Annotated in this window: 1 protein-coding gene; it reads left to right on the plus strand. The window is 36.8% G+C overall.

Features of this window, described 5'->3' with window-relative positions; all coding sequences use genetic code 11:
* Window positions 1-247 precede the first annotated feature (247 nt).
* Entirely contained in the window at window positions 248-1423 is a 1176-nt protein-coding gene (locus tag DWV06_RS00005) for an IS110 family RNA-guided transposase (protein ID WP_115480131.1), read from the plus strand.
* Window positions 1424-1593 lie beyond the last annotated feature (170 nt).

Raw genomic sequence — 1593 nt, forward strand, 5'->3', positions numbered from 1 at the left:
CCTCGTATTATAAAGTAGTAGTGTTTATAGTCCCTCTCCAAGGACTGTATGCTATACTTTTGGAGACACTGTGGATTGGTTCATGCGTCCTACCACTTGATGGTTTTAGAAAGGCTCCAACCACAGTCTCTTTGTATATTTGTTAATTAGTTAGATACCGCATGACGGTTTATTTAGAACGAGGTTACAATCGCAAGGAGTACCAGTGGTTCCAAACAGTGTTAATACATTTTCAAAGGAGAATTATATGATTTACACAGGAATTGATGTTGCTAAAGATAAGCATGATTGCTTTATTACGAACTCAGATGGTGAAATTCTTTTTAAAGCATTTACCATTCCAAACAATCGAGATGGTTTTGATGAGCTTTATCAGAAAATCAAGTCCGTTACAGATGATTTAACCAAAGTAAAAGTAGGCCTCGAAGCCACTGGACACTACAGTTATAACATCTTGGGATATCTTCTTGATAAAGGCCTGACCACCTTTGTTATCAACCCGTTACATACCAATCTTTACAGAAAAAGTCTAAGCCTTAGAAAGACGAAAACGGATAAAGTTGATGCCCATACGATCGCTACAATGCTCATGTCTGAAGTGAACTTAAAGTCCTACTCAGACACATCTTATCATAATGAAGAGTTGAAGTCACTAACTCGTTATCGCTTTGATAAAGTAAAAGAGCGTGCAAAGCTAAAATCCTCAATATCACGCCTTGTAACGATTCTCTTCCCAGAACTGGAAAAACTTGTTCCTACACTTCATATGGCATCTATATATACACTACTATCTGAATTTCCTAGTGCTTCTTCGATTGCTGATTCGCACCTTACAAGGCTAACGAATCTCTTATCCATTTCTTCGAAAGGACATTATAGAAAAGATACTGCTATCCTTTTTCGTGAAGCTGCAAGGACTTCGATTGGTTCTCCTATGCCAGCTAAGTCCCTTGAACTAAAGCATACAATCAAACTTATACAAGAAATCACTACTGAGATTAATGAAATTGAAGCTGAAATCAAGTCTATCATGGACAGTATTCATTCCCCCATTTTATCCATTCCAGGTATTAGTTATCGTATGGGTGCCATGATTATTGCTGAGATCGGTGATTTTAGCAAGTTTGATTCCCCTGATAAGATTCTTGCTTACGCAGGATTATCGCCTACTACATATCAATCCGGTCAATTGGATTCATCCCATTCTCGTATGGAAAAACGTGGCTCTAAATATCTCCGATATGCTTTATATAATGCAACAAAATATGTTTGCCATTGGGATCCAAACTTTGCTAAATACCTGGATAAGAAACGCTCCGAAGGAAAGCACTACAATGTCGCTCTTTCTCATGCTGCAAAAAAACTTGTCAGAGTGATCTATCAACTTGAAAGATCAGGGCAGATTTTTATGAAAGCGTCTTAGGTATCAATATATAAAGCTCTCCTTTTTGAGCATCTGTAAGGATGCTCTATTTGTCATGCAGTTTTCAAAGTCCAAAAATTAGTTTCTAGTTTCTTATCTATCTGAAATGCAATTCTGCAATTCATTCAATAAATATCACTTTAGCACTTGACATTTAATAGTTAGTCTTT

This window comes from Anaerosacchariphilus polymeriproducens (assembly GCF_003363435.1).
Lineage (GTDB): Bacteria > Bacillota > Clostridia > Lachnospirales > Lachnospiraceae > Anaerosacchariphilus > Anaerosacchariphilus polymeriproducens.

Excerpts from the sequence above, each read along its gene's own strand:
- DWV06_RS00005 (WP_115480131.1), top strand. The coding sequence starts at position 248 with ATGATTTACACAGGAATTGATGTTGCTAAAGATAAGCATGATTGCTTT.